Origin of the sequence: Campylobacter sp., assembly GCF_020024835.1 — a bacterium.
Classification (GTDB): Bacteria; Campylobacterota; Campylobacteria; order Campylobacterales; family Campylobacteraceae; genus Campylobacter_D.
The window spans coordinates 54,102-79,164 of record NZ_JAHHTD010000001.1; the positions used below are offsets into that span (position 1 = coordinate 54,102).

At 31.4% G+C, this 25,063-nt stretch carries 27 protein-coding genes; 23 read left to right on the top strand and 4 right to left on the bottom strand.

The window, feature by feature from the left end; genetic code table 11:
* Positions 1-228 precede the first annotated feature (228 nt).
* From QZ429_RS00345 to flgE, 11 genes are all read left to right on the top strand, one after another.
* Positions 229-1,551, top strand: coding sequence for an aromatic amino acid transport family protein (locus QZ429_RS00345; RefSeq protein WP_291947121.1), 1,323 nt, complete (start codon positions 229-231; stop codon positions 1,549-1,551).
* 11 nt (positions 1,552-1,562) lie between these two features.
* The gene (locus tag QZ429_RS00350) at positions 1,563-2,930 is read left to right on the top strand and encodes an L-serine ammonia-lyase (RefSeq protein WP_291947124.1); all 1,368 of its coding nucleotides are present in this window, start codon (positions 1,563-1,565) and stop codon (positions 2,928-2,930) included.
* Between the two features lie 79 nt (positions 2,931-3,009).
* On the top strand, positions 3,010-3,765 hold the full coding sequence (gene map, locus QZ429_RS00355) for a type I methionyl aminopeptidase (protein ID WP_291947127.1): 756 nt from the start codon (positions 3,010-3,012) through the stop codon (positions 3,763-3,765).
* 108 nt (positions 3,766-3,873) lie between these two features.
* Positions 3,874-4,092, top strand: coding sequence for a translation initiation factor IF-1 (infA, locus tag QZ429_RS00360; RefSeq protein WP_044598130.1), 219 nt, complete (start codon positions 3,874-3,876; stop codon positions 4,090-4,092).
* A gap of 174 nt (positions 4,093-4,266) precedes the next feature.
* The gene (rpmJ, locus tag QZ429_RS00365; RefSeq protein WP_002781429.1) at positions 4,267-4,380 is read left to right on the top strand and encodes a 50S ribosomal protein L36; all 114 of its coding nucleotides are present in this window, start codon (positions 4,267-4,269) and stop codon (positions 4,378-4,380) included.
* Positions 4,381-4,383: 3 nt separating this feature from the next.
* The gene (rpsM, locus tag QZ429_RS00370; protein WP_012660843.1) at positions 4,384-4,749 is read left to right on the top strand and encodes a 30S ribosomal protein S13; all 366 of its coding nucleotides are present in this window, start codon (positions 4,384-4,386) and stop codon (positions 4,747-4,749) included.
* 9 nt (positions 4,750-4,758) lie between these two features.
* Positions 4,759-5,151, top strand: coding sequence for a 30S ribosomal protein S11 (gene rpsK, locus QZ429_RS00375; RefSeq protein ID WP_291949362.1), 393 nt, complete (start codon positions 4,759-4,761; stop codon positions 5,149-5,151).
* Between the two features lie 31 nt (positions 5,152-5,182).
* Entirely contained in the window at positions 5,183-5,809 is a 627-nt protein-coding gene (rpsD, locus tag QZ429_RS00380) for a 30S ribosomal protein S4 (RefSeq protein WP_291949365.1), read from the top strand.
* A gap of 14 nt (positions 5,810-5,823) precedes the next feature.
* Positions 5,824-6,837, top strand: a complete 1,014-nt coding sequence (locus tag QZ429_RS00385) for a DNA-directed RNA polymerase subunit alpha (protein WP_291949367.1) — start codon at positions 5,824-5,826, stop codon at positions 6,835-6,837.
* Positions 6,838-6,840: 3 nt separating this feature from the next.
* Positions 6,841-7,194, top strand: a complete 354-nt coding sequence (gene rplQ / locus QZ429_RS00390; RefSeq protein WP_126418509.1) for a 50S ribosomal protein L17 — start codon at positions 6,841-6,843, stop codon at positions 7,192-7,194.
* Positions 7,195-8,599: 1,405 nt separating this feature from the next.
* A complete protein-coding gene (gene flgE, locus QZ429_RS00395) occupies positions 8,600-11,089 on the top strand; it encodes a flagellar hook protein FlgE (RefSeq protein ID WP_291949376.1) in 2,490 nt (829 codons plus the stop codon).
* A gap of 249 nt (positions 11,090-11,338) precedes the next feature.
* Here the strand turns inward: flgE and QZ429_RS00400 are convergent, their stop codons facing one another.
* Positions 11,339-12,580 (bottom strand): multidrug effflux MFS transporter, encoded by a 1,242-nt coding sequence (locus tag QZ429_RS00400; RefSeq protein ID WP_291949379.1) that lies wholly within the window; start codon positions 12,578-12,580, stop codon positions 11,339-11,341.
* A 140-nt stretch (positions 12,581-12,720) separates the two neighbouring features.
* Between QZ429_RS00400 and QZ429_RS00405 the strand changes: the two genes are divergently transcribed.
* Genes QZ429_RS00405 through QZ429_RS00460 form a run of 12 tightly spaced genes read left to right on the top strand, consistent with a single transcriptional unit; the run spans position 12,721 to position 22,716 of the window.
* Complete coding sequence (locus QZ429_RS00405) at positions 12,721-12,990, top strand: NifU family protein (RefSeq protein WP_291949426.1); 270 nt, start codon at positions 12,721-12,723, stop codon at positions 12,988-12,990.
* Positions 12,977-13,501: a histidine kinase gene (locus QZ429_RS00410; RefSeq protein WP_291949382.1), complete on the top strand. Its 525-nt coding sequence runs from the start codon at positions 12,977-12,979 to the stop codon at positions 13,499-13,501. The genes QZ429_RS00405 and QZ429_RS00410 overlap by 14 nt, the downstream gene beginning before the upstream one ends.
* The gene (locus QZ429_RS00415; protein ID WP_291949385.1) at positions 13,498-14,781 is read left to right on the top strand and encodes a UDP-N-acetylmuramoyl-L-alanyl-D-glutamate--2,6-diaminopimelate ligase; all 1,284 of its coding nucleotides are present in this window, start codon (positions 13,498-13,500) and stop codon (positions 14,779-14,781) included. Before QZ429_RS00410 ends, QZ429_RS00415 begins: the two co-directional genes overlap by 4 nt.
* A complete protein-coding gene (locus QZ429_RS00420; RefSeq protein ID WP_291949388.1) occupies positions 14,782-15,087 on the top strand; it encodes a YbaB/EbfC family nucleoid-associated protein in 306 nt (101 codons plus the stop codon).
* Entirely contained in the window at positions 15,084-16,163 is a 1,080-nt protein-coding gene (locus tag QZ429_RS00425; RefSeq protein WP_291949391.1) for a PDZ domain-containing protein, read from the top strand. The genes QZ429_RS00420 and QZ429_RS00425 overlap by 4 nt, the downstream gene beginning before the upstream one ends.
* Positions 16,160-17,008: a polyprenyl synthetase family protein gene (locus QZ429_RS00430; RefSeq protein WP_291949394.1), complete on the top strand. Its 849-nt coding sequence runs from the start codon at positions 16,160-16,162 to the stop codon at positions 17,006-17,008. The genes QZ429_RS00425 and QZ429_RS00430 overlap by 4 nt, the downstream gene beginning before the upstream one ends.
* A gap of 1 nt (position 17,009) precedes the next feature.
* Complete coding sequence (tkt, locus tag QZ429_RS00435) at positions 17,010-18,914, top strand: transketolase (protein WP_291949396.1); 1,905 nt, start codon at positions 17,010-17,012, stop codon at positions 18,912-18,914.
* Complete coding sequence (locus tag QZ429_RS00440) at positions 18,904-20,010, top strand: ABC transporter permease (protein ID WP_291949399.1); 1,107 nt, start codon at positions 18,904-18,906, stop codon at positions 20,008-20,010. Before tkt ends, QZ429_RS00440 begins: the two co-directional genes overlap by 11 nt.
* Positions 20,007-20,729, top strand: a complete 723-nt coding sequence (locus QZ429_RS00445; protein WP_291949402.1) for an ATP-binding cassette domain-containing protein — start codon at positions 20,007-20,009, stop codon at positions 20,727-20,729. Before QZ429_RS00440 ends, QZ429_RS00445 begins: the two co-directional genes overlap by 4 nt.
* The gene (locus QZ429_RS00450; protein WP_291949405.1) at positions 20,729-21,556 is read left to right on the top strand and encodes an MlaD family protein; all 828 of its coding nucleotides are present in this window, start codon (positions 20,729-20,731) and stop codon (positions 21,554-21,556) included. The genes QZ429_RS00445 and QZ429_RS00450 overlap by 1 nt, the downstream gene beginning before the upstream one ends.
* 1 nt (position 21,557) lies before the next feature.
* Complete coding sequence (locus QZ429_RS00455; RefSeq protein WP_291949408.1) at positions 21,558-22,151, top strand: ABC-type transport auxiliary lipoprotein family protein; 594 nt, start codon at positions 21,558-21,560, stop codon at positions 22,149-22,151.
* A gap of 43 nt (positions 22,152-22,194) precedes the next feature.
* Positions 22,195-22,716 carry a flagellar FLiS export co-chaperone gene (locus QZ429_RS00460; RefSeq protein ID WP_291949411.1) on the top strand — a complete coding sequence of 174 codons (522 nt, stop codon included), beginning with the start codon at positions 22,195-22,197 and terminating at the stop codon, positions 22,714-22,716.
* A 28-nt stretch (positions 22,717-22,744) separates the two neighbouring features.
* Here QZ429_RS00460 and QZ429_RS00465 read toward each other — a convergent pair whose 3' ends face one another.
* The 3 genes from QZ429_RS00465 to QZ429_RS00475 form a co-directional block, all read right to left on the bottom strand.
* Complete coding sequence (locus QZ429_RS00465) at positions 22,745-23,284, bottom strand: superoxide dismutase family protein (RefSeq protein WP_291949414.1); 540 nt, start codon at positions 23,282-23,284, stop codon at positions 22,745-22,747.
* Between the two features lie 103 nt (positions 23,285-23,387).
* On the bottom strand, positions 23,388-24,074 hold the full coding sequence (gene ung, locus QZ429_RS00470; protein WP_291949417.1) for a uracil-DNA glycosylase: 687 nt from the start codon (positions 24,072-24,074) through the stop codon (positions 23,388-23,390).
* A 46-nt stretch (positions 24,075-24,120) separates the two neighbouring features.
* Positions 24,121-24,882, bottom strand: a complete 762-nt coding sequence (locus QZ429_RS00475) for an SIMPL domain-containing protein (protein ID WP_291949420.1) — start codon at positions 24,880-24,882, stop codon at positions 24,121-24,123.
* Between the last annotated feature and the right edge of the window lie 181 nt (positions 24,883-25,063).

Sequence of the window (25,063 nt, forward strand, 5' to 3'; positions counted from 1 at the left end):
ATTTAAAAAAAAGTAATAAAAATTTTTTTTTATTATTTTTTTTAATAAATTATTATTATATATTTAAGAAAAATTAATCTTTTTCTATATATAGTAGCGAAAAATATTTGAATGAATTTGTATTTTTAGTAAAATAAAATTTATCAATTTTAAATTACATATTTAAATAATACAAAAAGTTTTTTTATCTAAAAAGCTTTTTTTATTATTTTTTATTAAGGAGAAAATGTGGATAAGCTTAAATGGAATTCTTTTGATACTCGTTGGATGCTTTCTCTTTTTGGAACCGCAGTTGGTGCAGGAATTTTATTTTTACCTATTAAAGCAGGTGTTGGTGGATTTTGGCCAGTTATTGTAATGGCTTTGATTATTTTTCCTATGGTGTATTTAAGTCATAGGGCTTTGAGTCGTTTTGTTTGTCAAGCTAATGGACAAGATAAAGACATTACCCACGCAGCTGAAGAGTATTTTGGTAGAAAAATTAGTATTTTTATTTCTATACTTTATTTTTTTGCTATTTTTCCAATTTGTTTAGCATATTGTGTAGGTATAACAAATACTTTTGAAAGTTTTGTTTATAATCAATTTTTACCATTATTAGACGCTGAAGGTTCATTAGCAAATACTATTTATTTAATGTATGAAACACATATAGCAGAATCTGGCAAAGAGGTAGCAAATCTTTTACCATTTTATAGAGCAGCTTTTGCTTTTGTTTTAGTGAGTATTTTTATGCTTATTATGCTTTTTAATGAAGATTTAATTACTAAAGTTTGCGAATGGCTTGTTTATCCTTTGTGTGCTATTTTATTTTTATTTTCTTTATATCTTATCCCACAATGGTCTTTTGAAAGTTTTAGTGCTATACCACAAACTAAAGATTTTATTACTATAGTGTGGCTTACTTTACCTGTTTTAGTATTTTCTTTTAATCACTCTCCAGCCATTTCTACTTTTTCTTTAAGTATTAAAAGGCATTATGCTGAAAATTCAGTATTAAAAGCAAATCAAATTTTATTTAGAACTTCTACAATGTTACTTGCTTTTGTAATGTTTTTTGTAATTTCTTGCGTGCTTTCTTTAACACCAGCAGAATTAGCCGATGCAAGATCTCAAAATATACCTGTGCTTTCTTATTTTGCTAATAAACTTGATAATCCTTTTATTTCTTATGGTGGGCCATTGATTGCATTTTTGGCAATTTCAAGCTCATTTTTTGGACATTATTTTGGTGCTAGAGAAGGTGCTTATGGTATAGTTAGAAAATGTTGCAAATTAACAGGAAATGAAAATCCTAATTTAAAATTAATTGCGATTTGTTCAACTTTGACTATGTATATTGTAATGTTAATAGTTGCTTATGTAAATCCAAGCATACTAGGTTTTATAGAAAATCTTGGAGGTCCAATTATAGCTGCAATACTATTTATAATGCCAATGATTGCAATTTACACTATTTCTAAAATGAAAAAATTCCAAAATAAAGCTTTAGACGCTTTTGTATTTATAACAGGAATTTTAACTATCATTACCGTAATTTTTACTTTTTGAGGTTTAGCTAAATGAGTAGTAATTTAAGTATATTTAAAGTAGGTGTCGGTCCTTCTTCTTCTCATACTTTAGGACCAATGTTGGCTGGAAATATGTTTTGTGAAAAAATTAAAGATAAAATCACACAAATTACAAAAATTCAAATTAAACTTTATGGCTCTTTATCATTAACTGGTAAAGGGCATTTAAGTGATAAAGCTGTTATATGGGGATTGAGTGGTTTAAAAGCTAAAGAACTAAATGCCGCTTTACAAGATCGCATATTTAATAAAATTTTACAAAATAAAATTTTAACTTTAAATGCTCAAAAAGATCTTGATTTTGACTATGATAAAGATTTAATTTTTGAAAAATCATTTTTATCTTTGCACGAAAATGGTTTGAAAATTGGTGCTTATGATGAAAACAATGAGCTTATCATTGAAGAAACTTATTACTCAATAGGTGGCGGTTTTGTTATGAGTGAAAATGAGCTTTTAAAATATAAAAACGGAATGTGCAAGCAAAAACATACTAAATTAGAATTAGACATTAATAACGCTAATGATGCTTTAAAAATTTGCGAAGAAAGATCGTGGGATTTAGCAAAGCTTTCTTATGAATATGAGTTACAATTTCACACTAAAGAAGAAATTAGAGCATATTGTTTAGAAATTTGGGAAGTTATGCAAGAGGTTTATTATAATGGTATCCATCCAAATTCAGATTATCTTCCTGGAAATTTACGTTTAAAGCGTCGTGCTAAAGGACTTAATGAGCGTTTAGCTATGACTAGCGATCCTTTAGGGATTATTGATTTTATTTCTTTGTATGCTATAGCAATTGCAGAGGAAAATGCAAGCGGTGCTAGAGTGGTAACTGCACCTACAAATGGTGCGTGTGCGGTAGTTCCTGCTGTAATGTTGTATCTAAAAAATCACACCGTAGGTTTTAATGACGAAAAAGCTATAAATTTTTTATTAACTGCTATGTTAATAGGGTCTTTTTATAAAAAAAATGCGAGTATAAGTGGAGCTGAAGCTGGATGTCAAGCAGAGATTGGAAGTGCTAGTTCTATGGCAGCAGGAGCTATGGCTACGACTATGGGTTATAATGCGAATGTATCTTGCAATGCCGCAGAAATAGCTATGGAGCACCATTTAGGTTTAACGTGCGATCCAGTCGGTGGTTTAGTGCAAATTCCTTGTATAGAAAGAAATGCTTTTGGAGCTATTAAAGCTATATCAGCTGCTAGAATGGCAATGAGTAGAAAATCTACACCTAAAGTAAGTCTTGATGAGGTCATTAAAACTATGTATGAAACTGGTAAAGATATGAATTCAAAATACAAAGAAACTTCTCTTGGTGGTTTAGCTACTAATCTTAGCAGTGTTTGTTAAACTTAAATTTTCTAAGATTTTTCTTAATTTTTTTAAAAGTCTATTAATGTTAAATTTTAGAAAAAACTAGGAATGATTTATGATAGAGATTAAAAAACCTGTTGAAATAGAAAAACTTCGCGTAGCAAATGAGCTTGTTGCTAGGACTTTGGATTATTTAGAGAGTATTATAGAGCCTGGAATGAGTTTAAAATATATTGATCAAAAAGCAGATGAATTTATATTAAAGTATGGAGCTAGACCTTCATTTAAAGGCTTATATGGTTTTCCAGGAACAATTTGCATTTCCTTAAATCAAGCTTGTATCCATGGTATAGGAGATGATAGAATTTTAAAAGAAGGCGATATCTTAGGTCTTGATGTAGGAACTTGCGTAGATGGTTTTTATGGAGATGCTGCAAGAACTATCCCTATAGGTAAAATTTCAGCTACAGATGAAGCTTTAATAGCTTGTGCAAAAGATGCTTTATATTATGCAATCGATATTATCACAGAGGGTATGCGTTTTAAAGAACTCTCTTACGCACTTGGTGAGTTTATCACTAAAAGAGGCTTTGTCCCATTAAAAGGATATTGCGGCCATGGTATAGGTAGAAAACCTCACGCAGAGCCTGAAATTCCAAACTATCTTGAAAATGGAGCTAGTGTAAAAAGTGGCCCTAAAATAAAAAATGGAATGGTATTTTGTATTGAACCTATGATATGCCAAAAAGACGGCACCCCAATTCATCTAAAAGGAGATTGGGAAGCAGGAAGCAAAGATGGTTTAAATACCGCACATTATGAACATTGTGTTGCAGTCATTAATGGTAAAGCAGATATCTTATCAAAGTAAAAATATTTTATAAATTCTTTATCCACTACGTTTATTAAGTATTAAAAATATAAAAAGAATAAATATGCTAAAATTCGGGCTTTTATTTTTTGAAAGGAGGGTAAAACATTGGCAAAAGATGATGTTATTGAGATAGATGGTAATGTGATTGAAGCTTTACCAAATGCGACTTTTAAAGTCGAATTAGACAATAAACACGTAATACTTTGTCATATCGCTGGTAAAATGCGTATGCATTATATAAGGATAATGCCTGGCGATAGAGTTAAAGTGGAGCTTACACCTTATAGCCTTGATAAAGGTCGTATAACTTTTAGATATAAATAGTCTAAGTTATTTAAAAGGAAAATTAAGTTACCATTAGCACTTTTGCAGAAATTGCAATCAAACTGTATAGAGAAGTATTTTCAAAATCACCACTTATTTTGAAAATAGTTGGTTAGCTTAAAACCTAGGTGCAGTTGTAAAAAGCAAGTGGAATTTATAATACAGGAGTAAGGCATGAAAGTTAGACCATCTGTTAAAAAGATGTGCGACAAATGCAAAGTAGTTCGTCGTAAAGGCGTAGTTCGCATTATTTGCGAAAATCCAAAACACAAACAAAGACAAGGATAATTTATGGCTCGTATTGCAGGTGTGGATTTACCAAAGAAAAAAAGAATTGAATATGGCTTGACTTACATATATGGTATAGGCTTACATACTTCAAGAAAAATCTTAGACAAAACTGGAATTTCTTATGATAAGAGAGTTCATGAGTTGAGTGAAGATGAAGCTGCTGCTATTCGTAAAGAAATTCAAGAAAATTATATGGTTGAGGGTGATCTTAGAAAACAAGTTGCTATGGATATCAAAGCATTGATGGATTTAGGAAGCTTTAGGGGTTTAAGACACAGAAAAGGCTTACCAGTTCGTGGGCAAAAGACTAAAACAAATGCTAGGACAAGAAAAGGTAAGAGAAAAACCGTTGGTGCAAAATCATAAGGATAAAAAATGGCAAAAAGAAAAGTAGTTAAGAAAAAAGTAATTAAAAAAAATATTGCAAAAGGTATAGTATATATCAGTGCAACTTTTAACAATACTATGGTAACAATTACAGATGAAATGGGAAATGCCATAGCTTGGAGTAGTGCAGGTGGATTAGGATTTAAAGGTTCTAAAAAATCAACTCCTTATGCAGCACAGCAAGCGGTTGAGGACGCTTTAAACAAAGCAAAAGAGCACGGAATCAAAGAAGTAGGTATTAAAGTTCAAGGACCAGGAAGTGGTCGCGAGACAGCGGTAAAAAGTGTAGGAGCTATGGAAGGTATTAAAGTAACTTTCTTAAAAGATATAACTCCATTGGCTCATAATGGTTGCAGACCACCAAAACGTCGTCGTGTCTAAGAATAAGTATAGAAGATTTTAGGAGAATATTATGGCAAGATATAGAGGACCAGTAGAAAAATTAGAAAGACGACTTGGTGTAAGCTTAGCAATGAAAGGCGAAAGAAGACTAGCAGGTAAAAGTGCTTTAGACAAACGCCCTTATGCACCAGGTCAGCACGGACAAAGAAAAGCAAAAATTAGCGAATATGGACTCCAGTTAAGAGAAAAACAAAAAGCTAAATTTATGTATGGAGTTAGTGAAAAACAATTTAGAAGATTATTTGCTGAAGCTGCAAGAAAAGACGGCAATACAGGTGCGCTTTTGATTCAGCTTTTAGAGCAAAGACTTGATAATGTTGTTTATAGAATGGGATTTGCTACAACTCGTCGTTTTGCAAGACAACTTGTAACCCACGGACATATTTTGGTAAATGGCAAGAGGGTTGATATACCAAGTTATAGAGTTGAAGCAGGTCAAAAAATTGAGGTGATAGAAAAAAGCAAAAATAATCCTCAAATTACAAGAGCTATCGAGCTTACAGCTCAAACCGGTATAGTTGCTTGGGTTGATGTAGAAAAAGATAAGAGATTTGGAATTTTTACAAGAAAGCCTGAGAGAGAAGAAGTGATCATTCCAGTTGAGGAAAGATTTATCGTTGAGTTGTACTCTAAATAATAAAGGTATTTGATATGAGACATATTACAACTTCTGCTTACACACCAACAGAGTTTAGTATTGAAAATATCAGTGATACGGTTGCAAAAGTAAGTGCGTGGCCTTTTGAAATAGGCTATGCTATCACTTTAGCACACCCTTTACGTCGCTTACTTTATTCTAGCACCATAGGCTATGCACCAACTGGTGTAAAGATTAAAGGCGTATCGCATGAATTTGATAGTATGCGTGGAATGCTAGAAGACGTAGCACTATTTATTATCAATCTAAAAAAATTAAGATTTAAATTAAAAACAGACTCTAAAAAAGAGATCGTTACTTTTAATTTTAAGGGACCAAAAGAAATTTTTGGCAAAGATTTAAGTAATGACATCGTTGAAGTAGTAAATTTAGATAGCTATCTTGCGACTATTAATGAAGATGCTGATTTAGAATTTACTTTAATCATAGAAAAAGGCATAGGATATGTTCCTTCTGAAGAGGTTCAAAATTTCTTAGAGCCTGAATTTATAGCACTTGATGCATTTTTCACACCTGTAAGACACGCAGTTTATGATGTGGAAAAAGTGCTTTTTGAAGACAATCCTGATTATGAGAAAGTTGTTTTTACAATCACAACCGATGGGCAAATTTCTCCAAGCGACGCTTTTAAAAATGCTTTAGAGGCTATGTATAAGCAGTTATCAGTATTTGATAAAATAGCTAGTGCAAAAAGCATAGTATCAAGCCAGTCTTCATCAAGTGAAGTGGAGCACGTAAAATTACTTCAAAATATTACTGATTTAAATTTAAGTGCTAGAAGTTACAATTGCTTAGAAAAAGCAAATATAGTTTATATAGGTGAGCTTGCTTTAATGAGTGCTGGCGAGCTTGCAGATTTAAAAAATTTAGGAAAAAAATCTCTTGATGAGATTAAAAGTGTTATGGAATCTATAGGTTTTCCTATAGGAAGCACAAATCTCAATAATAGTGCAAAAGAAACGCTAAAAACGAAAATTATAGAATTAAAAGCACAAAATGAAGGATAATCAATGAGACATAGACACGGATATAGGAAATTAGGACGCACTTCAACTCATCGTGCTGCTTTATTAAAAAACCTTACCATTGCTATTATTAAAGCTGGTAAAATAGAAACGACATTGCCTAAAGCAAAAGAATTAAGAGGCTATGTCGAAAGATTAATCACTCGTGCAAGAAAAGGCGACTTTAATGCACACAGAGTTGTGTTTGCTAGTTTGCAAGACAAAGAAGCTACTAACAAACTTGTAACAGAAATAGCACCAAAATATACTGATAGAAATGGTGGCTACACAAGAATCATCAAAACTAGAACTCGTCGCGGTGATGCTGCTGAAATGGCATTTATCGAGTTTGTAGCTTAATTTTTAGCCTTTTTTAAGGCTAAACTTCTTTTATTTACTGATTTACAAACAACTAAAATTCAAACTAAGCAAAGGTATCACATCTATAAAATTTGAAACTAAATAAGATTTTATCTTTGAAAGTATAAAAATTTAAGGTATAAAAAAGTTAAGCGTGATTTCTCACGCTTAATTAAGCAATATTTTTGAAAAGATTCACTAACCATATCGCACTTTTTTGAAAAAACTTTATATTTTATATAATACATAATTTAATATTTTATTACATTTTTGGAACATTTATTGCTTTAAGTTTGCTAGGCAATAAAGCAAGTTTATCAAAGTGTAAAGTAATTTTGCTGAGTCAAAGCCAAGGCGAGGTTGAGTCGAGCTAAGGTCGAGTCGGATTGATTTAGGTTGAGTCGAGTTAGATTGATTTAAGCCGAAAGCAAAGCCGAAAGCTTGATTGATTTAAGTCGAAAGCCGAAAGTCGAGCTGAGTTGGGTTGATTTAGGTTGATTTAGGTTGATTTAGGTTGATTTAGGTTGATTTAAGCCAAAAGCCAAAGCAAAGCTAAAGTCGAAAGTTGGGTTGAAAGCCGAAAGTCGAGTCGAGCTGAGTTGGGCTGGGTTAAGCTGAGTTAGATTGAGCCAAGGTTAAGTCGGATCGGATTGATTCGGGTTGGGTTAAGCTGAGTTGGGTTGATTTAGGTTGATTTAGGTTGATTTAGGTTGATTTAGGTTGAGTCGGATTGATTCGGGTTAAGTTAAGCTGATTTAGAGTCGAGCTGAGTTGGGCTGGGTTAAGCTGAGTCGGGTTGATTTAGGTCGGGTTGAAAGCCAAAGCAAAGCCGAAAGTCGGGTTGATTTAGGTCGGGTCGGGTTGAGTCGGGTCGAGTCAAAAGCCGGGTTGAGTTAGGTTGAGTCGAGTTAGGTTGAGCCAAGATTAAGTCAAAGCCAAAGCCAAAGCAAAGCCGAAAGTCGGGTCGAGCTAAGTTAAGCTGAATTAGCGTCGAGCTGAGTCGGGTTGATTTAGGTTGAAAGTCGAGTTGAGTTAAGCTGAGCCAAGATTAAGTCAAAGCCGAGCCGAAAGCAAAGCCGAAAGTCGGGTTGAGCCAAGGTTAAGTCGAGCCGAGGTCGGGTCGAAAGTCGGGTCGAAAGTCGGGTCGAAAGTCGGGTCGAGTTGAGGTTGATTTAAGTCGAAAGTCGGGTCGGGTTAAGTTAAGCTGAGTTAGGGTCGAGCCAAGGTCGGGTTGAAAGTCGAAAGCTTGATTGATTTAAGCCGAAGGTTGAAAGCCAAAGCTGAAAACCGAGTCGGGTTGATTTAAGCCAAAGCCAAAGCCAAAAGCCAAGCCAAAAGCAAAAGCATTTACAAAGTAATAAACTTGTGATATTTCACAAAAGCAATATTTTTTAAAGGATTTAATATGATGAGGTCTTTATGGGCTGGAGTTTCAGGGCTTCAAGCACATCAATACGCTATGGACGTAGAGGGTAACAACATAGCAAATGTCAATACCTTCGGCTTTAAATACTCTCGTGCGGATTTTTCTACGCTTATGAGTCAAACTTCAAAGATAGCCACCGCTCCAGAAGGAAATTTAGGCGGTAAAAACCCTATGCAAGTAGGATTAGGGACAAACGTAAGTTCTACTACCAGAATTCACTCTCAAGGAAATATCCAAACTACAGGCAAAAATACCGATTTAGCTATCAATGGAGATGGATTTTTCGTCGTGTCAAATGACGGCGGCGTAACGCAATTTTTCACTCGTGCAGGAGACTTTAAGACTGATGCTATAGGAAATTTCGTAGATAATAACGGCTACACAGTGCAAGGTTGGAATTATAATCAAGAAACAGGTCAGATTGATTCTTCTAAGTCGGTTGAAGATATAGTGATACCACCTGGTATGAGTATGCCTGCAAGAGCTAGCACCGCAGTAAAACTCACAGCAAATCTTGATAGCGGTAACACCTTAGGTGCAAATGCTTCAGCCAAACGCCCTATCTTTGCACTTGACTCAACTCACGGACGAAGAGAAGACACAGGCACGCCTATAAATGAAAATGACGCAGGTCATACAGAATTTTACACTTCAGCTAAAACAGGAGCACAAGTTACTGAAAAGGGTGTAGATATGGGCGTAGTGTTTAATGCTCAAGGTGAGGGCTTAAATTTACGAGAAGGGCAAGGTATGTGGGTGAGCTATGCTGATGCTAAACATACTTCTAATGTTGTGATGAATGGTGATTTACCTGATGAAACTGCTAAATGGCAACCAAATACTCAATATACTTTTTGGGGCTTTACAAATCCTGATGGAACTAAACAAGAAGCTGTTTTAGATATCACGATAAATGGAACTAGAATTCAAGCTACTGGTGTAGGAAGAGATACTTTTATCAATGCTATCAATGCTAAAAAAAGTGAGACAGGAGTAACAGCTTCTATAGTAGATGGAAAGATGACCTTTACAAATGATAATAGCACGGGAACTACAGCTAAAACTAAAAATATTGATATAAGAGTGAATGACGCTAATACTGCTGGAGCACAAGTTAGAACAAGAGCAAGGATTGATCCTGCAAATCCAGGGGCTTCTTTAGTTGGTGATCCAACAAAGGGAAGACGATTTGGTGCGTGGCTTGGAACAACTACTGGTCCTGGTGGTAATTTACGTCCTGTTAGAGATGTTCAAGTTGTTACGGCTCACGAATATATTTATAGTTCTAATAATGTAGATATAGGACCAGATCCAGATCCAGCAGTTATCCCTCCTGCGAATACGAATATGCCTACATTAGATGGACAAAGGACTTTTCATACTACTGAAGATTTAAGAGAGCTTTTGCAAAGAGATGCTAGATGGGGTGTAGATTATGATGGCAATGGAAGGTTAGATCAAGTTACTCCAGGTGCTCCTCCAGGAGGACCAGGCACTGCAGGACCAGATGCAAATGTTAATGTAAAAGTAACGGTAGAAAAAGATGGTAGATTTAAGATAATAAACCCTGATGGAAATAATGCTAAAGATATGACTTTTAAGGTTACTGGCTATTCTAATGAAGCAAATAAAATCGCCACTAATGATAAATTTACCGCTATGTTTAGTGCTTTTGATGGAAATTTTAACAAAGGAAATGGTGAGAAACTTTCTCAAGATATGTATCTTTCAGCTCACACTGCTAGTATAGAGATCTTTGATTCGCTAGGAAGTAAGCACGAATTAACCGTGCAATTTACCAAACAATCAAAAACAGCCGATGGCGGAGCTGAATGGTCTATCATCATATCAGTGCCTGAACCTGCACAGATTAATTTTGCTGGCGATGGCGCACCAGGAAATATAGTAGTAGGGAATTTAAGATTTGGTAATGATGGCTCGCTTTTAAGTTATACTCCAAATGTGTTAAATTTCACAGGAAATAACGGCTCAAAACCAAATCAAGTAGTAAAACTTGACTTTGGAACAACTGGGGCTTTTGATGGCTTGACAAGTTATGATAAAGACTCTGCTACGACTAAGCAAGAAACAGACGGCTATACAGGAGGAAATTTAAAACCTGATGCTTTAAGAACTGATGAAAATGGTTATGTGTATGGAGAATTTACTAATGGCAAAACCCTAGCCTTAGCTAAGGTAGCACTTGCTACTTTTCCAAATAATATGGGGCTTGAGGAAATGGGAAGCAATCTTTTCAAAGCTACGGCAAATTCAGGCACAGCAACTATAGGGCACGCTGGTGAGGGTGGTAAAGGAGGCTTAAGATCTTCTGCGATAGAAATGTCAAATGTGGATTTAAGTCGTTCTTTGACTCAACTTATCGTTATACAAAGAGGGTATCAAGCAAGCTCTAAAACAATCACTACAAGTGATCAGCTTTTAAATACTTTACTTCAATTAAAACAATAATCAAGGCTTAAAGCCTTGATTTCAAGCTTTACAAGGTTATTTAGGTAATCTTGTAATACTTGATAACCTTGACCTTCAATCTATTGCTAACTCACTTCTTTTGCCTTAGAAGTGGGTAGCAAAAATCAAATCGTCAAAATAAAATAAAATTTTAATTTATTTTATGCTTTTAAATTAAAATCACCGCTATATAAAGTTTTTTCAAAAAAGTGCGATATGCTAATGAATCTTTTCAAAAATATTGCTTATTTAAGCGTGATTTTCACGCTTAATTTTTTTTATCAATTTATTTAATTTTCTTTTATTAATCAAACTAAGATAAGAAATCAAAGCTAAAAAAATACAAATTCCTAAAATCACAGCTAGCAAAATAGGCGTATTTGCATTTAAAACACTCACTATAAAAGCCATTATCCCTGCCATTGCAAATTGAGTTGAGCCTAAAAGAGCTGACGCACTTCCTGCATTTTGCTTTGACCTTGACATTGCTAAGGTAGTGGTGTTTGGCAAGATAAATCCTAAGCAAGCAATAGTAAAAATCAAAATAAATTCAAAAACAAAAAATCCTAAATCAAAAGTAGCCCCTATGATGAGTAAAAATGTCAAAAAAGTAATGGTTATTAAAGCTCTAGGAAGTATGTAATAAGGTGAGTATTTAAGTGCCATTTTTGCATTGATTTTAGCAGATATTAAAAAGCTTAAAGCGTGAATTCCAAAAAGTCCAGCGTATTGTTGTTCGCTAAGTTCAAAAACTCTTGTAAAAACAAAAGACGAGCCTGTCAAATACGCAAAAAATCCAGCAAAAATCAAATTTCCACAAAGCAAATATACATTAAAGCGACGATCTTTTAAGGTGATTTTGTAGTTTTTTAAAATTTCTTTGTGATTGAATTTTTTGCCTTGAATGTTGTGATTGCTTTCTTTTAAAACAAAAATCACTAGCAAAAATAATACAAATCCCAAAATAAAAAGAGTAAAAAATATACTTCTCCACGAAAAAAATTGTAATAAAATTCCGCCAAAAGTTGGTGAAAGCATAGGTGCTAAAGAGGTAAAAACCATTATCAAAGCATAAATTCCAGCTGCTTCTTTGAGTTCAAATAAATCATTTACTATAGCCCTTGCGATAACTACGCCAACGCACCCACCTAAGGCTTCAAAAAAACGCAAAGCTATAAAAATATGGATAGAATCTACTAGCACACAAGCTATACTTGAAAAGATAAATAAAAAAAGTCCTATATACAAAGGCTTTTTTCTACCAAAAACATCGCTTAATGGCCCATAAAAAAGCTGACCTAAGGCAAAAGCTATGAAAAAACTTGCTAAGGATAATTGAGTATAAAAAGAATTTGTTTGAAAGCTTTTTTCTACTTCATTTAAAGCAGGTAAATACATATCTGTTGATAAAGGAGCTATGGCTGATAAAAATGCTAGTATGATGATGAGTTTTGATTTTTCAAAACCTTGAATTTGTGTGCTTTTTTGCATAAAATATCCTATAATTTTGCCAAGATTGTATAGTAAAAAAAATAAAAATTAAAGAAAAGCTAAGTTAAAAATAAACAATAATTTACATTTTTTAAAGCCAAATAAGATAAAATAAAAATAAAAGGAAAATTTTTATGAATATGCCTTTTAGTGATGAGGAATTAATAGAACCTGTGAAAGCGAGTTTAGCAAAAACTATGTATATTTTAGAAAATGATGGCGGAGGGCTGGATTTTTTAGGTGTTAAAAATGGCGTAGTTTATGTGAAATTAACAGGTGCTTGTAATGGTTGTCCATCTAGTGGAACTACTTTAAAATACAACTTAGAAAAACAATTAAAAATCGATATACACCCAGATATAAGTATCATAAATTTAACAGGCGGAGAAAGCGAATTTGCAAAATTATAAAAAAATAGCCATAGAATGCTTTTATAATAAAGACTTTAAAAATGCTAAAGCGTATTTTTCTTTAGCGTATAGAAAAAGAAAAAATAAAAGACTACTTACTTTTATAAATATTTGCGATTTAGCATTACAAAGCCCAGAAGAGGCTTTTGTATTTTTTGAATTTTTCTTGCAAAATTATAAAAATACAAAAATAGACACAGATTTAGAAAAGCTCATAAATTTAAGCCAAAGTGTGCAGTTTAAAGAAAATAGCGAGGATTTTGAGGGCTTAAGTTACCAAGATTTTTTACTAAGCGAAAAGGAAGTGGGATTTAAGCAAGCCTTAGAAAATGTTATAATCTCTAATAAACTCATTATAGATGATAAAGAAGATTTTGTGGATTTTTTAGAAAAACTATTAGAATACGGATACAAAGATATGTTAGTAGCTTATATGGAGGATATATCACCGCATTTTTATTCTAATTATCGTTTTATAAAACTTAGTGAAAAATTAAAAGGTTTGTTGTGATAGTCAAAGTAAATGATACTTTTATCACGGATAATTCTAATGAATGCGAGTGCGAGTGTTATTTTTTAAAAACTACGCAAAATGAAAAATTTACCCAAGAAGCTTTAGAAAAACAAGCAAAAATTATCAATATACAAGAGTGCAAAAAGCTTTTAAATATAGATGAAAATATCAAACTCATCGGCATAAGTGGCACAAATGGCAAGACAACTACTGCGGGGGCGGTTTATTCTATCTTGCTTGATTTGGGGTATAAATGTGCTTTGATGGGAACTAGAGGAAGCTTTATAAATGATAAAAAAATTTATCAAAAGGGCTTAACTACTACCCCTATTTTACAGACTTTAGAATTTTTAGCTTTAGCAAGTAAAGAAAAATGTGATTTTCTTGTAATGGAGGTTAGCTCTCACGCTCTTGTGCAAAACCGCATTGAAGGGCTTAAATTTAAAGCTAAAATTTTTACTAATCTTACTCAAGATCATTTAGATTTTCACAAAACTTTTGAAAATTATCAAAAAGCTAAGGAAAGTTTTTTTACCGATGAGAGTATGAAATTTATAAACAAAGACGCAAAGGCAATTAAATTTAATGTCAAAAATGCTTTCACTTACGGGATAGAAAATCCAAGTTTTTACCATATAAAAGCTTATGCTTTAAAGTATGGTATAGAAGCTGTGGTGAATTTTGGTAAAGAAAATTTTTTGATAGATTCTCCTTTAGTAGGGCTTTTTAATCTTTATAATCTTTTAGCAGCTAGTGCTTGTGTAAATGAACTTGTAAAACCAAATTTAAATGAACTTCAAAAAGCTATTAGTAATTTTGGTGGTATCGAAGGTAGAATGCAAGTTGTAGCTAAAAACGTGATAGTTGATTTTGCACATACTCCAGATGGTATAGAAAAAGTGCTTGATGCTTTAAAATATAAAGATTTAATCGTAGTTTTTGGAGCAGGTGGAAATAGAGATAAAAGCAAGCGTCCATTAATGGCAAAAATAGCAAAACACTATGCTAAAAAACTCATCATCACTAGCGATAATCCTCGTTTTGAGGAAGCTATGGATATCATAAATGATATTTTAAGCGGTATAAAAAAAGATGAAAATGTTTATGTAGAATGCGATAGAAAACAAGCTATTAAGGAGGCTTTAAGATTGCAACAAAATGATGAATTTGTAGTGATTTTAGGAAAAGGTGATGAGGATTATCAGGAGATTAAAGGAATTAAATATCCTTTTAATGATAAAGATGTAGTTTTAAAGATATTAAAAGAAGGAAAGTAAATGTTTGAAAATATGGATTTTTCAAAAATGGGAGAGCTTTTAACTAAGGCTCAAGAAAAGGCAAATGAATTAGAACAAGAGGCTTTGAAAAAAGAATTTAATGCAAAAAGTGGTGGAGGGCTTGTAAAGGTAAGTGCAAATGGAAAAGGAGAAATTATCGATATTAGCATAGATGATTCTTTATTTGATGATAAAGAATCTATGCAAATTTTATTAATTTCTGCGATTAATGATGTGCTTAAAATGGTAGAGCAAAATAAAAAGTCAATGGCTAGCAATTTATTTAGTCGAATGGGAGCGATATGAAGATTATAGTATGTATTTTAACTTTAGTTGGAATTTTATTTGCTATTCCAAGACCAAGTTTTAATGATTTTTTAGGGTGTTATCAAAAAAATAAAGCTAGTATGCTAATTTATGAGGGCTTGCCTGCTTTTGCATTAAATGAAGATACCTTAGCTGTGGTAAAAACAAAAGATGGAAAATTAAACAAATACACAAAATACGATCCATTTTTAAATTTATATTTAGTAAGAACAGATTTTAGTTTAATACCTGCACCTATGGGTAATGAAGAAGAGCTTACACGTAGTAGTTGGGTGGGTATTTTAGATGATAATAGAAGCTATATAGGCCATTTGAAGTATTTTGGTCAAAATTTAACTGAAGGAGATCAGCTTGATTTTGAAACTAAAATAGGAGAGTTAAATTCGCCGTGTTGTAAAATGCTAGGCATAGCTTTAGATAATGGTAAATTAATAGGCAATCGCTATTTAAAGCATTTTATGAAGTATTCTGATGTTTATTGGGGCGATGTAGGGGTAGATTTTCAAATGCGTGATGGAAAAATTTATGTCAAAAAAGTCCGCAAAAATGGTCAATTTTTACTAGATGATGAGTTGATTGCAGTTGATGGACAAACATACGATAGCATAAGAAAACTCAATGAAAAAATTTTATTTGCTGATCGCGGAAGCACTTTGTATTTTCATATCTTAAGAGATAATGAGGATTTAAATATTTCTACTATGGTGTTTGATAAAGAATTACCAATACAAGCAAAGCCAAAAAAAGTCGCTCCTGCAAAGCCAACTTCTTTTTATAGTAATTTTGGCTTTCGTATAGATACTAAAATGAATGTCATAGAAGTAACTCCTAACTCAAAAGCACAAATGGCAGGCTTTTTAGTGGGAGATAAAATACTAAGGGTTAATAACCAAAAAATGCAAAATATGGACGAATTCCAGCGTTTTTTAATGCAAGCTAATTCTTTTGATATCTTAGTTTCAAGGAAAGCTACCAATATGCCCTCAGCACAAAATAATAATTTAGAACAAATAAAAAAAGGATATTTTGATTTTTTCATAAGGCTTAATAAATGATACTTGCTAAATTCAACGAGCATTTAGAGCAAAATTGTCCGCAAATTCAAAGTTTTCATCCATTTTTTAACGAAGCTTTAATATGGATACTAAAAGCAGGCGGAAAACATTTTAGAGCACAACTTCTTTTAAATATAGTCAATGCTAAAAATCCGATTTTGCTTGATAAAGCTTTAGATGTAGCCTTAGCTATAGAATTTATTCATACTTATTCTTTAATACACGATGATTTGCCTGCTATGGATAATGCTTCTTTGCGTAGAGGTAAGCAAACTTTACATAAAAAATATGATGAAACAACAGCTATTTTAGTAGGAGACGCTTTAAATACTGAAGCCTTTTTACTACTTTCAAAGCTTGATTTAAAAGATAAAATCAAGCTAAAATTAATAGAAACTTTAGCTTTTAATGCCGGACTTAATGGAATGATTATAGGGCAGGCTATTGACTGCTATTTTGAGGATAAAAATTTAGCCTTAGATGAGGTTGAATTTTTACATATTCATAAAACTGCTAGATTGATTGCTAGTAGTTTGAAAATGGGTGCGATAATTTGCGAATTTAAAACAAAAGAATGTGAAGAAATTTATGAAATAGGGATTTTAATCGGGCTTATATTTCAAATCAAAGATGATATTATTGATGCGACTTTAGATACAAATGAAGCAGGAAAACCTACAAATAATGATACGCATAAAAATTCTTTTATAAAGCTTTTAGGTTTAGATGGTGCAAAGAGGATAAAAGAAGAAAAAATTGCTTTATGTGAAAAAAAGATTAAAAAAATAGATCCACAAATTGCAAAAGAGCTTTATAGATTAATAGATAAATATTTAAAGGGATAAAATGTTACAAAAACAAGCTAATACGATAAGATTTTTATGTGCTGATATGATACAAAAAGCAAATAGCGGTCATCCAGGTGCTCCTATGGGCTTAGCTGATATTATAAGTGTTTTGAGTATGTATCTTATACATAATCCTAAAAATCCTACTTGGTTAAATCGCGATAGATTGGTATTTTCTGGCGGCCATGCTAGTGCTTTGGTGTATAGTTTTTTGCATTTGAGTGGATATGATATAAGTTTAGATGATTTAAAAAATTTCCGCCAACTTCATTCTAAAACTCCAGGACACCCTGAAATTTTCACTCCAGGAGTAGAAATAGCTACAGGCCCCTTAGGTCAAGGCATTGCTAATGCAGTAGGTTTTGCTATGGCGGCTAAAAAAGCTAGTTTGCTTTTAGGAGAGGATATTATTAATCATAAGGTTTATTGTTTTTGTGGTGATGGCGATTTACAAGAGGGAATTTCTTATGAGGCGTGTTCTTTAGCTGGACTTCATAAGCTTGATAATCTCATCATCATATATGATAGTAATAATATTTCAATTGAAGGTGATGTTAGTATTGCTTTTGATGAAAACATAAAAGAGCGTTTTAAGGCTCAAAATTTTGAAGTGCTTCAAATAAATGGACACGATTTTGAACAAATTGACTTAGCGTTTAAAACTGCAAAAGAAAGCAAAAAGCCTTGTTTGATTATAGCACATACTAAAATCGCAAAAGGAGCTTTAGAGCTTGAAGGAAGTCATCATTCTCACGGAGCACCTTTAGGAGAAGAGCTTATTAAAAAAGCAAAAGAAGCTTTGGGATTTAATCCGCAAAAAACTTTTGAAATTCCTGATGATGTAAGAGTGCGTTTTGAAGCAGTTGTCGAGCTTGGAGATTTATTGCAAGCTAAATGGGAGCAAAAGGTAAAAAATTTAAGCGAAGATAAAAAAGCTTTATTAAAAGAGCTTTTAGAACCTGATTTTAGTAAGATTAATTTTCCAGATTTTAAAGGAAAAGATTTAGCTACTAGAGATAGCAATGGTATGATTTTAAATGAAATCGCTAAGGCTGTGCCAGGCTTTTTAGGTGGTAGTGCGGATTTAGCACCTTCAAATAAAACAGAGCTTAAAGATATGGGAGATTTTCCATATGGAAAAAATATCCATTTTGGCATAAGAGAACACGCAATGGTTGCTATAAATAACGCTTTTGCACGTTATGGTTTGTTTTTACCTTTTTCGGCTACATTTTTTATATTTAGTGAGTATTTAAAACCAGCAGCAAGAATGGCTGCTTTGATGAAAATAAAACATTTTTTTATTTTTACTCACGATAGCATAGGAGTTGGAGAAGATGGGCCAACTCATCAACCAATAGAACAACTTAGCACTTTTAGAGCTATGCCTAATTCTCTTACCTTTCGTGTAGGTGATGGGGTAGAAAATGTCAAAGCGTGGCAAATAGCACTTAAGACAAATATGCCAAGTATTTTTGTTTTATCGCGTCAAAAATTAAATGCATTAAGTGATCCGATTTTTGGAGATGTAGAAAATGGAGCGTATTTATTAAAAGAGGAAGCTAATGCTAAATTTACATTATTAGCTAGTGGAAGTGAAGTTTCTTTGTGCTTAAAAACTGCTATAAAATTAAAAGAAAAAAATATTATTTGCAATGTAGTTTCTATGCCTTGCTATGAATTATTTATCAAGCAAGATGAAGCTTATAAAAAAAGAATTTTACAAGGAAAAGTCATAGGGGTAGAAGCAGCAAATTCAAACGAGCTTTATAGGGTTTGTGATAAAGTTTATGGCATAGATAGCTTTGGCGAAAGTGGTAAAGATAAAGATGTGTTTGAATTTTTTGGATTTAGTGAGGAAAGATTGAGTTCTTATATCATAAGTTTGTGCAATGGAGATTAAAGCATTTGATAATACTAAAGAATATGTTTTTAGTATTTTTGGAAGTTGGGATAAAGATAGCGTAATTAGTGCTAAAGTCCCTATTTTTCCGCAAAATAAAAATATTGTTTTTGATTTTTTAAGATTAGATTTTATAGATACTATAGGAGTAAGGTATTTTTTAGCTTTAGAAAATGAGCTAAAGCAAAAAGGCTATCAAGTAGCTAGGATCAATCTATCAAAACAGCACATTATACTTTTTAATCTTTGTGAAAAATATTACAAAAGCTTAGATGATTCTCAAGAAAAACAGCACAAAATTCAAGATTTTTTTGAAAATTTAGGAAAGAAAATTTTTATTTCTTTTGAGGTATTTATCCAGTTTTTAAATTTTATAGGATTGATAATTACTACTTGTTTTCAAACTCTAATTAATCTTAAAAAATTACGCTTTAAAGCTTTTTTATATCACGTAGAAAATAGTGCTATTAATGCTTTGCCTATAGTAATGCTTACTTCTTTGCTTGTTGGTATTGTTTTAGCTTATCAAGCAGCTTATCAACTCGCACAATTTGGAGCAAATATTTATATTGTTGATTTAATGGGAATTTCTGCTACTAGAGAATTAGCACCTTTAATTAGTGCTATTGTTATAGCTGGAAGAAGTGCAAGTTCTTATACAGCTCAAATTGGAGTTATGAAGCTAACTGATGAGATTGACGCTATGAAAACAATGGGTTTTAAAGAGAATGAATTTATTATTTTGCCTAGAGTTTTAGCCTTAACTTTAGCTATGCCTTTTGTGGTAATAGTAGCTGATATTTTGAGCATTTTAGGTGGCATTATGGTTGCTTGGGTGAGTTTGGAGATCACTTCAAGTGAATTTATGAGTCGCTTTAAAGAGGCAGTGGAGTTAAAACACATTATAATTGGACTTGCAAAAGCCCCTATGTTTGGATTTTTGATCGCTTCTATAGCTTGTTTTAGAGGATTTTTCGTGCAAAAAACAACTGAAAGTATAGGAATTTATACGACAAAAAGTGTTGTAAATGCTATTTTTTGGGTTATAGCTTTTGACGCTATTTTTTCTATATTTTTAACAAAGGCTGGAATTTGATTATAAAAGCTACTAATATAAGCACTTATTTTGGTGAAAAATGTGTTCATAAAGATATTAGCTTTGATATAAAAGATAATGAAATTTTTGGGGTCTTAGGTGGTAGCGGTAGTGGAAAATCAGTGCTTTTAAGGCAAATGCTTTTGCTTGAGCATTTTGATAGTGGCGAGTATGAAATTTTAGGTAAAAAATTGCGTGGTATAAATGACAAAGATGCTTTATTTTTACAAAAACAATGGGGAGTTGTTTTCCAATACGGAGCTTTATTTAGCTTTTTTAATGTGATTGAAAATATTAGCATAGCATTAAATGAATACACGAAATTAAAAAAAAATGATATCAAAGAAATAGCTATGATGAAGCTCAAAATGGTAGGGCTTGATGAGAGTGCTGCTAAGCTTTACCCTAGTGAAATAAGTGGCGGTATGAAAAAACGAGTGGCTATAGCAAGGGCTTTAGCGCTTGATTCTAAATTATTATTTTTAGATGAGCCAACATCTGGACTTGATCCTTATAGCTCAAGAGAATTTGACGATTTGCTTTTAAATTTAAAGCATAGTTTTAATTTATGTGTAGTATTAGTAACTCACGATAAAGAAAGTATGAAAAAAGTTTTAGATAGATTTTTAATTATAGATGAGAAAAAAGTGGGATTTTTAGGAAGTATGCAAGAGCTACAAAATCAAAATGAAAAGTTATATAAGAGGTTTATGCGATAATGGAAAATAGGGCAAATTATATACTCATAGGAATTTTTGCAAGTGTTTTGTTTTTTATAAGTTTGTTTTTTATAGTTTGGTATGGTAATTTAAAACACGAAAAGGCTTTTAATTATTATGAAATTTTTATGGAAGAATCTGTAGCAGGACTTAGCGTAAAAGCTCCTGTTAAATTTTTAGGTGTAGATGTAGGGAGCGTAGAAAAGATAAGCATTGATACAGCAAGCTCAAAATTTAGAGTTAAAATTTTAGTCAAACTTGATTCTAATTTAGTCGTAAAAACAGATACTTATGCAAGCTTACAAATTCAAGGTATCACTGGATTTAAATTTATACAGCTTTCAGGCGGTAGTGAAAAGGCACCTATTTTAAAGGCAATTGATAGCAAATATCCTATTATTAGTTCTAAAGAAAGTTTTTTTGCAAGTATAGATAAACAAACTACAAATATTTTAGAATTAATCTCTAGCTTAAAATTTAAACTAGAAATTCTTTTAAGTGATAAAAATTTAAAGCATTTTGAAAATTTTTTATTCAATTCTTCTCAATTAGTAGAAAAACTAAATAAACAATCTTTGCCATTTTTATCAAATATCCACAACACTTCTTCAAAAGTAGCTAAAAGCTCAGAGGATTTTTCTGTATTTTTAAATAAAGTAAATTTAGAATTTGATGAGTTGGAAAAAAGTAAGGTGTTGTTAAATGATAATTTAGAAATTTTGAGATTTTTACTTTTGGATTTTACTCAATTGCTTGAAAAATTAAAGCAAAATCCTTCAAGTGTTATTTATAAAGATCAAAAGACTCAATACGCTCCAGGAGAATGATGTGAAAAATATATTTTTTGTTTTGATAGTTTTATTTTTTAGTGCTTGTTCTTTGATTAATCCAAGTCAAACTTTACCTTCTGCAAAGTATTTTTCTATAGATTTGCAAAATAATTTAATCAATACAAATATCTATAAAAATGCAAATATAATAGTAACACTTCCTAAAGGCCTAGATTATTCAAGCAGTATTTTTTATAAAAAAGATGAGCTTACTTATACTTACGCATATCATTTTTGGAAAGAAAATCCAAATTTAATGGTGAAAAATTTTTTAGAATTTAATTTACAAAATCTTAAAATTTTTAAAGCTGTTTTAAATCAAGATAGCTTAGCTAAAGTAGATTTTATTTTAGAAAGCAAGATAGATATTTTAGAGCAAGAATTTTTAGATCAAATAAATTCAAAAGCTAAATTCGCAATCAATCTTACTTTAGTAGATATGAAAGATAAAAGTGTCATAGCAAGTAGATATTTTTCCTATGAAAAGGAACTTAGTGAAGCTAATCCTAATTTATTAATTAAAACTTATAATGATATTTTTAAACAATTTAGTGAAGAATTTTCTAGCTGGATAATAAAAAATTTGGAATAAAAAATGCTTTTTTAATCATAGCAATAAAAAAGAAGGTGTGATTATGATAGATGAATTAGAAATATTACAAAAGCATTTAGGTCAAACTGGCATTGGTTTAGATGGAGCAAATTTAAAACATCAAACACAAAAATTTAGCGAAGATATCACAGACGCAAATGATTTTGTAGGTGCTTTGCAAATTTTAGATTCTGCATTGAAAAAGATTTTAAAATTGTTAGAAGATAGAGATTATGAAGATGTGCAAGATAAGGTTTTAATCGCTAGTGAGAGTATTAAAATAGTAGATAATTGCTCATTTTTAGGTAATGCTTTATTTGATAATAACTATAATGTAAATGTTGGGAATAAAGCTTTTTGCTTTGAAATTTGCAACCCAATAAAAATTTTAGAAAATAGTGATTATTTAGGTATGAAAGCATATATAGAAGATAAAAGAGAAGAGCTTGCTTTGTTGCTTAGTGAGCTTGCAGGAGCTATAGCTAATTATAATTTAGGTCAAAGTTTTTGCACAATGGAATTTGATACAAAAAATAATCTTGATTTTACAAAGATTTTCAAATAAACTAAAGGCAAAAAAGCCTTTAGTTTTATTATTTGATTACACCGCAAGCCATTCTAGCTCCGCCACCTCCAAGAGCCATTGGATGATCGCTATGATTATCACCACCAAAATGTATCATTAAAGAATGATTTTTTAATTCTTTTATATTTTTTATCTTAGGTGCAAGGACAGGATTTGTAGCTTTACCATCTTTATCAACATAAAGTGGTGGTAAATCTCCTTTATGACCTTTATCGTCCCAAGGAGTTGAGTGCATTTGAGTTTTATTAGGGTCCCAATGTCCTCCAGCTTTCATACCAAGACCTTTTTCATTTGCTCCACAATCTGCATTTTCGTGGATATGAAAACCATGAATTCCACTTTCTAATCCTTGAAGATTTGGGTAAAATGCCACTCCGTATTTTGTTTGAATAGCTACAATTTCTCCAGCGTCTTTATTTGTATCTTTATCTAGTATTTGCATTTTAATTACAATGCTGTCTTTTTGTGATTTCATATCGTTATTTGCCATATTTGTAGCAAATAAAAAACTTGAAATTAACAATGTTCCTGTAATAATTTTTTTCATTATTGTCTCCTTTTTTTGTTTTTAGTGATTCATTTTAACACATAAAATTAAAAATTTTAATAAAAATTATTTATAAATAAAATATATAAATTAAGCTTATTTATCAATAATTTAAGTCCCAGTCTATAGGCTCTTTTCCAAGTTGTTTTAAGATATTATTGCTTATTGAAAAATGCTTACAACCAAAAAATGCCCCTCTTGCTAAAGGAGAAGGGTGGGCAGCTTCTAAGATAAAATGTTTATTTTGATCTATAAGATTTTTTTTGTTTTTAGCGTAATTTCCCCAAAGCAAAAATATCAAATTTTCTTTTTTTTCACTTAATTTTAAGATGACATTATCACTAAAATTTTGCCAACCAAAATTCATATGAGAAGCTGGATTATTTGCCTTAACGCTTAATATAGAATTTAAAAGTAAAATTCCTTGCTTAGCCCATTTAGTCAAATTTCCGTGTTTAGCTATAGGGATATTTAAGTCATTAAAAAGTTCTTTGTATATATTTAGCAAAGAAGGGGGAATTTTTACACCATAGGGCACACTAAAGCTAAGCCCCATAGCTTGATTTTTATGATGATAAGGATCTTGTCCTAAGATTACAAGTTTGAGATTTTCTAGCGGGGTTAAATTAAAAGCATTAAATATTAAATTATTTGGTGGGTAAATTATCTCTTTATTTTGCAAAGCATTGATGTAATTTTCTTGTATTTTTAGAAAATAAGGTTTTGAAAATTCATCTTTTAAAAATAATTTCCAATCATTTGTTTTGATTTTATTTATATTAATTTGCATTTTACCAAGCTACAAGGGATTATTAAATTTAAAAAATGAGTGCAAATTACTTGCACTCAAAGATAACTTTTGCTAAGAGTTTTTGCTTTTCATTTTGTGTAATAGGTAAAGTGGTATTATCAAAAGCTAAATTAGCGTGCATTAATTTTGAAAGACGCTGGAGAGCTTGATTTGTGTCAAAATCAATGCTTTTTATAGAGCAAATTTTATTTAAATTTTTAGAATAATATTCGCTTTTTTCAAAAGCTTTTTTTAAAGCAAGATCGTATAATTTTTCTTTATTTTCTTCTAAAATTTTTTCATCAAAAGTAGCTTGTAAAGCTTTTGTGGAAAATACAATTAAAGAATTTTTAGAGCTGATATCATAAATATCTTTAATCATAGCTTCAAAGTCTTTATTTTTTTCTTTAGAAAAAATACAAGAAAAATTTGAATAAAGATTGTATCCATTTAAAGTTTTGTGGTCTTGATTGTAATTATAATTTGGCTCTAAAGTATAACTACCTCCTTTGCAAAAATTCTCCTTAGCTATACGCATACTAAGTTCTTTGAAAGTATTTTCAATAGACGCCTTTTCCTCTTCGCTTATAATTGTTTTTTGACTAAGTTCATTGCTTGCGTTAAAATTCAAATTTGCTTTGTAGCTATTAGGCATAATTTCATCAAAAACCTCTATATCTCTTGCAAATTCTAAAGAATTAGAATTTTGATTTTTCAAACCTAAAAATTCAGTATTAAATACTACACCTAATACAAAAAGTATCAAGCATAGCAATCCTACTCCAAGTCCTTTAAAAAAGCTTTTCATTGTTTATCCTTGTTTTAAAATTATTTTGTATTTTAACACAAAGGCTTTAAAATTGATTGTATAATAGCTATTAAAATTAGAAAAATATCTTATAAAAAATTTATCAAAGTATTTAAAATGGTATGAATATAAAATTTAAGATAAATAGCTTTTTTTATGAGAAATTGCAAAATAGCATTGC

Bases quoted from the DNA above. Each gene is read 5' to 3' on its own strand.
- QZ429_RS00350 (WP_291947124.1), top strand. From the start codon at position 1,563: ATGAGTAGTAATTTAAGTATATTTAAAGTAGGTGTCGGTCCTTCTTCT.
- map (WP_291947127.1), top strand. From the start codon at position 3,010: ATGATAGAGATTAAAAAACCTGTTGAAATAGAAAAACTTCGCGTAGCA.
- rpmJ (WP_002781429.1), top strand. From the start codon at position 4,267: ATGAAAGTTAGACCATCTGTTAAAAAGATGTGCGACAAATGCAAAGTA.
- rpsM (WP_012660843.1), top strand. From the start codon at position 4,384: ATGGCTCGTATTGCAGGTGTGGATTTACCAAAGAAAAAAAGAATTGAA.
- rpsK (WP_291949362.1), top strand. From the start codon at position 4,759: ATGGCAAAAAGAAAAGTAGTTAAGAAAAAAGTAATTAAAAAAAATATT.
- rpsD (WP_291949365.1), top strand. From the start codon at position 5,183: ATGGCAAGATATAGAGGACCAGTAGAAAAATTAGAAAGACGACTTGGT.
- QZ429_RS00385 (WP_291949367.1), top strand. From the start codon at position 5,824: ATGAGACATATTACAACTTCTGCTTACACACCAACAGAGTTTAGTATT.
- rplQ (WP_126418509.1), top strand. From the start codon at position 6,841: ATGAGACATAGACACGGATATAGGAAATTAGGACGCACTTCAACTCAT.
- flgE (WP_291949376.1), top strand. From the start codon at position 8,600: ATGATGAGGTCTTTATGGGCTGGAGTTTCAGGGCTTCAAGCACATCAA.
- QZ429_RS00400 (WP_291949379.1), bottom strand. From the start codon at position 12,580: ATGCAAAAAAGCACACAAATTCAAGGTTTTGAAAAATCAAAACTCATC.
- QZ429_RS00405 (WP_291949426.1), top strand. From the start codon at position 12,721: ATGCCTTTTAGTGATGAGGAATTAATAGAACCTGTGAAAGCGAGTTTA.
- QZ429_RS00420 (WP_291949388.1), top strand. From the start codon at position 14,782: ATGTTTGAAAATATGGATTTTTCAAAAATGGGAGAGCTTTTAACTAAG.
- QZ429_RS00425 (WP_291949391.1), top strand. From the start codon at position 15,084: ATGAAGATTATAGTATGTATTTTAACTTTAGTTGGAATTTTATTTGCT.
- QZ429_RS00430 (WP_291949394.1), top strand. From the start codon at position 16,160: ATGATACTTGCTAAATTCAACGAGCATTTAGAGCAAAATTGTCCGCAA.
- tkt (WP_291949396.1), top strand. From the start codon at position 17,010: ATGTTACAAAAACAAGCTAATACGATAAGATTTTTATGTGCTGATATG.
- QZ429_RS00440 (WP_291949399.1), top strand. From the start codon at position 18,904: ATGGAGATTAAAGCATTTGATAATACTAAAGAATATGTTTTTAGTATT.
- QZ429_RS00450 (WP_291949405.1), top strand. From the start codon at position 20,729: ATGGAAAATAGGGCAAATTATATACTCATAGGAATTTTTGCAAGTGTT.
- QZ429_RS00460 (WP_291949411.1), top strand. From the start codon at position 22,195: ATGATAGATGAATTAGAAATATTACAAAAGCATTTAGGTCAAACTGGC.
- QZ429_RS00465 (WP_291949414.1), bottom strand. From the start codon at position 23,284: ATGAAAAAAATTATTACAGGAACATTGTTAATTTCAAGTTTTTTATTT.
- ung (WP_291949417.1), bottom strand. From the start codon at position 24,074: ATGCAAATTAATATAAATAAAATCAAAACAAATGATTGGAAATTATTT.
- QZ429_RS00475 (WP_291949420.1), bottom strand. From the start codon at position 24,882: ATGAAAAGCTTTTTTAAAGGACTTGGAGTAGGATTGCTATGCTTGATA.